This is a genomic window from Streptomyces sp. NPDC055103, from assembly GCF_053607625.1.
Map to the genome: position 1 here is coordinate 46215 of NZ_JBSGTX010000059.1, position 6198 is coordinate 52412.

At 70.9% G+C, this 6198-nt stretch carries 8 protein-coding genes; 5 read left to right on the forward strand and 3 right to left on the reverse strand.

Annotation, left to right across the window (positions count from 1 at the left end; all coding sequences use genetic code 11):
• Positions 1–50 precede the first annotated feature (50 nt).
• Entirely contained in the window at positions 51–320 is a 270-nt protein-coding gene (locus tag ACWFR1_RS30135; RefSeq protein WP_453556747.1) for a hypothetical protein, read from the forward strand.
• Between the two features lie 101 nt (positions 321–421).
• Here the strand turns inward: ACWFR1_RS30135 and hutH are convergent, their stop codons facing one another.
• Positions 422–1963: a histidine ammonia-lyase gene (hutH, locus tag ACWFR1_RS30140; protein WP_453556761.1), complete on the reverse strand. Its 1542-nt coding sequence runs from the start codon at positions 1961–1963 to the stop codon at positions 422–424.
• A gap of 320 nt (positions 1964–2283) precedes the next feature.
• On the opposite strand from hutH, the gene ACWFR1_RS30145 reads away from it, so the two are divergent.
• Both ACWFR1_RS30145 and ACWFR1_RS30150 read left to right on the forward strand, forming a co-directional pair.
• Positions 2284–2778 (forward strand): DUF3237 domain-containing protein, encoded by a 495-nt coding sequence (locus ACWFR1_RS30145; RefSeq protein ID WP_453556748.1) that lies wholly within the window; start codon positions 2284–2286, stop codon positions 2776–2778.
• A gap of 120 nt (positions 2779–2898) precedes the next feature.
• The gene (locus ACWFR1_RS30150) at positions 2899–3924 is read left to right on the forward strand and encodes a hypothetical protein (RefSeq protein ID WP_453556750.1); all 1026 of its coding nucleotides are present in this window, start codon (positions 2899–2901) and stop codon (positions 3922–3924) included.
• A 63-nt stretch (positions 3925–3987) separates the two neighbouring features.
• Here the strand turns inward: ACWFR1_RS30150 and ACWFR1_RS30155 are convergent, their stop codons facing one another.
• Positions 3988–4170, reverse strand: a complete 183-nt coding sequence (locus ACWFR1_RS30155; protein ID WP_453556752.1) for a DUF397 domain-containing protein — start codon at positions 4168–4170, stop codon at positions 3988–3990.
• Positions 4163–4972, reverse strand: coding sequence for a Scr1 family TA system antitoxin-like transcriptional regulator (locus ACWFR1_RS30160; RefSeq protein ID WP_453556754.1), 810 nt, complete (start codon positions 4970–4972; stop codon positions 4163–4165). Before ACWFR1_RS30160 ends, ACWFR1_RS30155 begins: the two co-directional genes overlap by 8 nt.
• Positions 4973–5081: 109 nt before the next feature.
• On the opposite strand from ACWFR1_RS30160, the gene ACWFR1_RS30165 reads away from it, so the two are divergent.
• Both ACWFR1_RS30165 and ACWFR1_RS30170 read left to right on the forward strand, forming a co-directional pair.
• On the forward strand, positions 5082–5318 hold the full coding sequence (locus tag ACWFR1_RS30165; RefSeq protein WP_453556756.1) for a hypothetical protein: 237 nt from the start codon (positions 5082–5084) through the stop codon (positions 5316–5318).
• Between the two features lie 127 nt (positions 5319–5445).
• Entirely contained in the window at positions 5446–5592 is a 147-nt protein-coding gene (locus ACWFR1_RS30170) for a hypothetical protein (RefSeq protein ID WP_453556757.1), read from the forward strand.
• Positions 5593–6198: the final 606 nt, after the last annotated feature.

Consider the following 6198-nt stretch of genomic DNA (forward strand, 5'->3'; position numbering starts at 1 on the left):
ATCGACGCACCGACCGATGCGCGGTTTCCGCAAGGGGGATCGAAATTTCCGTGTCCGCCGCCCGACGCCCACTCCTCACCGCCACCGCGGCGGGATCACTACTGTGCGCCCTGTGGTTCGTCCCGTCCGCCAACGCCACCGACGAACACGGCGGTGTGCGGGTCGGCGTCGTCCAGGACGACGCGACCACGGGCGGCGCCCGCCTCGCGGAGACCGGAAACCTGGACACGACGCCGTACCTGCTCGGCGGGACGGGTTTCCTGGGCGTCGGCGCGGGCTTCGTGGCACTGGCGATGAGACGGCGGGGCCGGGTGCACTGAGCGTGCCGAGCGCCCTGGCTCGCGGACATGCGCCCGTACGCGCATACGGACATGACGAAGGGCCCGCTCCGGATCGGCGGGCCCTTCGCGCACAGCGCGTGTTACGCCAGCGGGCCGGTGACGGGCTCCACGGCGGCGACCAGCTTGCCCGCGGCGACGAAGGCGTCGGCGGCGGCCAGGTCGGGCGCCAGGAACCGGTCCGGGCCGGGCCCCTCGACTCCGGCCGCGCGCAGCGCGTCGATGGCCGCCCGGGAGGCGGGCGCCGGGGTGAGACCCTCGCGGAGCTCGATGCCCCGGGTCGCGGCGTACAGCTCGACCGCGATGATCCGGTTGAGGTTGCCGATCGCCGTGCGCAGCTTGCGGGCGGCGGACCAGCCCATGGAGACGTGGTCCTCCTGCATCGCGGAGGACGGGATGGAGTCGGCGGAGGCCGGGACGGCGAGCCGCTTCATCTCGCTGACCAGGGCGGCCTGGGTGTACTGGGCGATCATCAGGCCCGAGTCGACGCCGGCGTCGTCGGCGAGGAACGGCGGCAGGCCGTGCGAACGGTTCTTGTCGAGGAGCCGGTCGGTACGGCGCTCGGCGATCGAGCCGAGGTCGGCGGCGGCGATGGCGAGGAAGTCGAGGACGTACGCGACGGGGGCGCCGTGGAAGTTGCCGTTGGAGGCGACGCGGCCGTCGGAGAGGACGACGGGGTTGTCGACGGCGGCGGCGAGCTCGCGCTCGGCGACGAGCCGGGCGTGGGCCATGGTGTCGCGGCCGGCGCCGGCGACCTGCGGGGCGCAGCGCACCGAGTAGGCGTCCTGGACGCGGGGGGCCTCGCCCGCGAGGGCGTGGCCGGTGAGGCCGGAGCCCTTGAGCACGGCCAGCATGTTGGCGGCGGCGGCGGCCTGGCCGGGGTGCGGGCGGATGGCGTGCAGCTCGGGTTCGAGGACCTTCTCGGTGCCGAGAAGGGCTTCGAGGGAGAGCGCGGCGGTGATGTCCGCCGACTTGTAGAGGGTGTCGAGGTCGGCGAGGGCCATGATCAGCATGCCGAGCATGCCGTCGGTGCCGTTGAGGAGGGCGAGCCCCTCCTTCTCCTTGAGCTCGACGGGCGCGATGCCGTGCGCGGCGAGCAGCTCGCCGGCGGGCTTGAGCACACCGTCGGGCCCTTCGGCGTCCCCCTCGCCCATCAGGGCGAGGGCGCAGTGGGAGAGCGGGGCGAGGTCGCCGGAGCAGCCGAGGGAGCCGTACTCGTGGACGACGGGGGTGATGCCGGCGTTGAGGACGTCGGCCATGGTCTGGGCGACCTCGGGGCGGACGCCGGTGTGACCGGAGGCGACGGTCTTCAGCCGGAGGAACATCAGCGCGCGCACGACCTCGCGCTCGACGCGCGGGCCCATGCCGGCGGCGTGCGAGCGGACGATGTTGCGCTGGAGCTGGGCACGGAGCTCATGGCTGATGTGCCGGGTGGCGAGCGCGCCGAAGCCGGTGGAGACGCCGTAGACGGGTTCGGGCTTGGCGGCGAGGGCGTCGATCACGGCCCGGGACGCGGCGAGGGCGCGCACGGCCTCGGTCGACAGCTCGACGCGGGCGCCGTGGCGGGCGACGTCGATGACGTCCTGCGGGGTCGTGCCGGACGTGCCGAGGACGACTGTCTGCATATCCATATTCAGCACCCTACGGATTGAAGACCGACCTGTCACTAGGTGATTTGTCACTGGCTCGACAGGGGACGACCCCTTACCGGGTGACGGCCGTCGGACCGGTGATCTCCGGTGGGGGTTCCAGTCTGCCGCCCGACGACCCCGACGGCGCAGGATGCGGCACCGGAGGGGCGCCGGAGAGGGCGCGGCGCCGGCCGATCCCGTGCGCGCCACCAGGGCCGGTCGTGGCGCTATGTCAACACCGTTGACCCGGCTGGGCATGGCTTGTCTAGGATCCGGCATACCGCCACGCCAGCCCCGCAGCCTTACGGAGTGCCGTGATTTCCCCAGAGCCGCAGACCGCCGTCGGGCCGGGTTTCACCCCCGCCCTCACCTTCGCCTTCGAGGTCCGTGCCTTCCTCGCCCCCTCACTGCACATCGGGCACGGCGCCGGCGAGATCACCGAGTACGTCCCCATCACCGGCGGCACTGTCGACGGCCCCCGCCTGCGCGGCACTGTCCTGGCCGGCGGCGGCGACTGGTGCGACCGACGCGGCGGGGTCTACCAGCTCGATGCCCGATACCTCCTCCAAGCCGATGACGGCGCGGTCATCGACATCACCAACCGCGGTTACTACCACGAGGACGACCCCACCGCCCCCGCCCAGTACGACGGCGCCCTACAGGTGTCCGAGGCAGGTGTGTACTACCGAACCTCCCCCGTCTTCCGCACCGCCGCCCCCGCTCATCTCTGGCTCGCCCGGACCGTCTTCATCGGCCTCGCCCGCGGCGACGACTCCGAAGTCGCCATCCGCTTCTACTCCGTGACCTGACCACCGTCGCGACAAGCCGCAAGGGAAGGCCGCCCGGGCACGTCCAGCCGGAACAAGCAGCCGATCATGCCGACGGGCCCTGAGAAGCCGGATGAGATGACTGACTTCTACAGTCCTTCCATGACAAGGACCACGCCGCCACGGCCACTTGACGTCGAGGCGCTCTTCCCGGAACTGGCCGCCCATCGGGGTACGACCACCCGGCTGCATCCGCGACCGGGGCACCCGGGGCCGTCGGCGAGCTCCGTCGGCGGGCCGATGCTGTGGCCGGCGGACGAGCCGTGGCCGGTGTGCGGCGAGGCGCACGGACGCGGGCGCGGGAGGCGCCCCGCCGACATCCGTCGGGAGCGGGAAGTCCTGGCCTCGGCGTACACGCGGGAACCGTACGAAGGCCTGACGGAAGAGGAACGGACGCTCGTGACGGCGCTCGGTCGCGACCACCTGGTGCCGGGGGCGAGCGAGACCGACCCGCTGCCCCTGATCGGCCTCGCGCAGCTCTACACGCGGGACGTCCCGGATCTCCCCCCGGGGCCGGACGGCGCCGATCTGCTCCAGGTGTTCTGGTGCCCCTTCGACGCACACCGCCCCACCGGGCACAGCATGTTCCTCCACCTGCGCTGGCGCAGGGCGGCGGAGGTGGGAGCAGTACTGACCTCGCCCCCTGAGCCTGCGGTGGTCGGCTACGAGGGATACGTCCCCGAGCCCTGCGAGCTGCACCCGGAGCAGGTGGTCACGTACCCGTTCGCGGGGGTGCTGCCCGAGGAGCTGCGCGAGCGGATCGATGCGTGGGAGGAGGCTCTGGAAGAGGAGGCCGAGGAGCGGGAGGACGAGACCGAGCCCGTCGCCTACCAGTACGACCTGTCGATCCCGCCCGGCTGGCGGGCCGGGGGGTACGCGTCCTGGCACGCGACCGACCCGTACGAGATGAACTGCCTGACCTGCGCGACCCCCATGCACCTGCTACTGACCGTCGACACCGGCGAGTGGGACGGCGGAAGCGGGAGCTGGATCCCTGTCGAGGATCAGGGCCTGCGCCCCAACCCCTTCGCCCTGCCCACCGGGGTCGTCGTCGGCAACCACGGCGAACTCAACATCTTCGGCTGCCCCACCGATCCTGGACACCCGCCCCGCTGGAGCGTGCAGTAGACCGTCAGCACGACGAAGGCCCCCGCGTGTGGCGGGGGCCGGGGAGTCGCCGGGGGCCGCGGGTCAGATCGCGTGCGCCCGCGCGAACGCGATGAACGCGGCCCAGGCGGCGGGGGGGGCGGTGAGCTCGCCCTGGGCGTGGTCCTTGGTGTCGCGGACATGGACACGGGGGAGGTTGTCGGCGACCTCGACGCAGTTGTCGTTGTCGCCGCTGTACGTGCTCTTGTGCCAGCTCGGCTCAGTCATCGTGCTTCCCCAGTGCGTCGCGGATGATCTCATGTGACTCAACGATCCCAAGGGCGTCGGCGTGGAGCCGATCATAGATCCTCTGGAAACGGTCGGCGTCGGCTGGTTCGACCATGTAGCGGCCCGTACTGAATCCCTCGGTGTACGCCGTGAGTTCACCCGACGGCGAGGTCAGGAGACTCACTGACCCCGGGATGGCCGCACGGTCGGTGCGCAAGATCTGCACGTTGATGTACGGACGCTCGGTGGCTTCGAGAAGCCTCTCGATCTGCTCTCGCATGACGTGCCTCGACCCCATGACCCGAAGCAGCGCGTTCTCGTCGAGGACCACCCAGAGCCACGGAGGCTGGGGGCCGTCGAACACCGCTTGCCGCTCGGCGCGTCGCCGCACGGAGGCCTCGATGTCGGTCCGCCCATCCGGATCCGCAAGCTGCATGATCGCCCTTGCGTAGCCGGGCGTCTGCAACAGGCCAGGCACCACGAGCGAGAACTCATGTATGGTCCGCGCCCGCGCCTGGTCCCGGAGGAACTCCTGCGCATAGTCGCGGAATGCCACCCGGTCTCGAATCATCAGCAGATTCGCCAGCTTTCCGCGCAACTCCAGGACCTGGTCCAGCTGTCGGCCGAGCTTCAGCTCCGGCGGGTCGCCGTTCTCGATCTCCGAGATCCGGGTGGTGCTGCTGAACACCTTCGCCGCGAGGTCCTGTTGCCGCCATCCGTGCCGCTTGCGCGCGTCCCGGACCATGTCCGCGATGAAGCTCTCCAAGCTCTCGCTCGGGTCGATCTCTTTCTCGGCTGGCATATGCCTCGTTTCCTGATCCCCTTCGGAAACCCAACTCCTGGTGAGAGTAGGACTGTCCGCGCCATCGTGGAGACATCCCGGAGGAGATCCATCAGAAAGTGAGCCCTCCATGCGTACGCCCCTCACCACACCCCCCATCCGCCCCGTCACCGAGCCCGAGGCCGCCCGCGTGTACCGCGACCTCAAGGCCGCCATGGACACCGCCGGGCTCCCCACCAACGGCCTCTACCGCGACGTGACGCGTGCGCCCGGTGGCGACGTCCACCGGTACGGACTCGGTGTCGTCAGCCTCGGCGGCGCCAAGCGGCTGACCGCCCTCCTCCGCACCGCCCGGCCCACCCCGTGAGGTACCGCGTCGGCGACGTCGTGACCGACGCGCAGCGGGCGCTCACCGGGCAAGTACGGGACGTACACGGGAATCTGCTCACCCTGGTGCGCCCCAGCGGATACCTCTGGGAAGCGGCGGTCGAACATTGCTGGTCGGCAAGCCCGGAGGAACGCGCGAGCCTGACCCCGCGCGGGGCCGTGCGCATCATCAGCACCTCGCCCGCGCGGCCCTCTTCCTGATCGCGGTCGCCGTGGGCGCGCTCGGCGCCGCCCTGTGGCTGCGCACCCCGTAGCCCGACGGACAGGGCAGGGCGGCGGCAGTCGGCGCGAGGCTCTGGGGGTGAACGTCTCTGGCGGGCTTCTGGTGCGGCCGCCCTCGTTCCGAGGGTGGCGGCCGGGGGGCGTGACCCCGGCCCCCGGACCGCCCTCCGAGCGTTGTTGCGCGGCTTCCGTCGCCGGGTCAAGGGTGGCCGTAGGCCATCGGCTTCGCCGACTCGCCCTTGACGCGGTGACGGAAGGTGCGACTCTCGGAAAGAGGGCGGTCCCACCAGAAGCCCACGCAGCAGGCCCACCCCCAGTCAACTCGGAGACGCGGCCTCCCTGGCGGGCAACTGTACGAATCCGCAGCGCACTTCACTCGTACGGGCGGTCTTCACTCTGCGTGTCGTCCCGGGCATATGCCGTGCGGTACGTTCGCAACAAAACGGCCCCCGCGATGGTTGCACCCATCGTCGAGGGCCTGAACCACTAGTGGAATGCGACTCCACCGTGATCTACCGCAACTTTATCGCGCCCGAACGCGACTTCACCCAGCTCACCAACGACATCATCCGGCATCCGCGCCTCGACTCCGATGCCGCACGCATCCTCAACTGGCAGCTTTCCCTCCCCGGACACTC

Coding starts and splice junctions, on each gene's coding strand:
- hutH (WP_453556761.1), bottom strand. CDS start 1,963: ATGCAGACAGTCGTCCTCGGCACGTCCGGCACGACCCCGCAGGACGTC.
- ACWFR1_RS30150 (WP_453556750.1), top strand. CDS start 2,899: ATGACAAGGACCACGCCGCCACGGCCACTTGACGTCGAGGCGCTCTTC.
- ACWFR1_RS30155 (WP_453556752.1), bottom strand. CDS start 4,170: ATGACTGAGCCGAGCTGGCACAAGAGCACGTACAGCGGCGACAACGAC.
- ACWFR1_RS30160 (WP_453556754.1), bottom strand. CDS start 4,972: ATGCCAGCCGAGAAAGAGATCGACCCGAGCGAGAGCTTGGAGAGCTTC.
- ACWFR1_RS30165 (WP_453556756.1), top strand. CDS start 5,082: ATGCGTACGCCCCTCACCACACCCCCCATCCGCCCCGTCACCGAGCCC.